The sequence below is a fragment of the Rhizobium ecuadorense genome (assembly GCF_001187535.1).
Lineage (GTDB): Bacteria > Pseudomonadota > Alphaproteobacteria > Rhizobiales > Rhizobiaceae > Rhizobium > Rhizobium ecuadorense.
On the sequence record NZ_LFIO01000004.1, the window covers coordinates 1 to 449 of the forward strand.

Here is a 449-nt window from a genome sequence, read left to right on the forward strand (position 1 = left end):
TTTCTGGAGCGCGCTGGGCGTCACCTTCCTTTATTTTTTCATCGCGCTGGTGTTCGAAATCATCCTCGGCATGGCAATCGCCATGCTGTTGGATGCCGAACTGCCGGGCTTCAGCGTATTGCGCGCCACACTGTCGATGACGTTGGTCATCCCCCCCGCCATCGCCGGTATGATGTTCCTGTTGATGGAGGATCCGCAATTCGGCGTGCTCCCCTATCTGCTCAACACGATGGGTCTGCTCGACAAGTCGACGCCAATCCTTGCCACGTCATCCCTTGCTTTGGCCGGCGTGCTTGTCGCTGAAATCTGGCAGTGGACGCCCTTCATGGTGCTGATCTTCATGGCCGGTCTTCGCTCGCTGCCGGCCGAGCCCTATGAAGCAGCGATGATCGATGGCGCCTCGTCCTTCCAGATGTTCCGCCGGCTGACGCTGCCGATGATGTCGAAGG

At 59.0% G+C, this 449-nt stretch carries 1 protein-coding gene; it reads left to right on the plus strand.

What is annotated here, in order from left to right; genetic code table 11:
- Positions 1–449 (plus strand): carbohydrate ABC transporter permease (locus AF337_RS00020; RefSeq protein ID WP_152970847.1); only part of this gene is annotated, 449 nt, incomplete at both ends.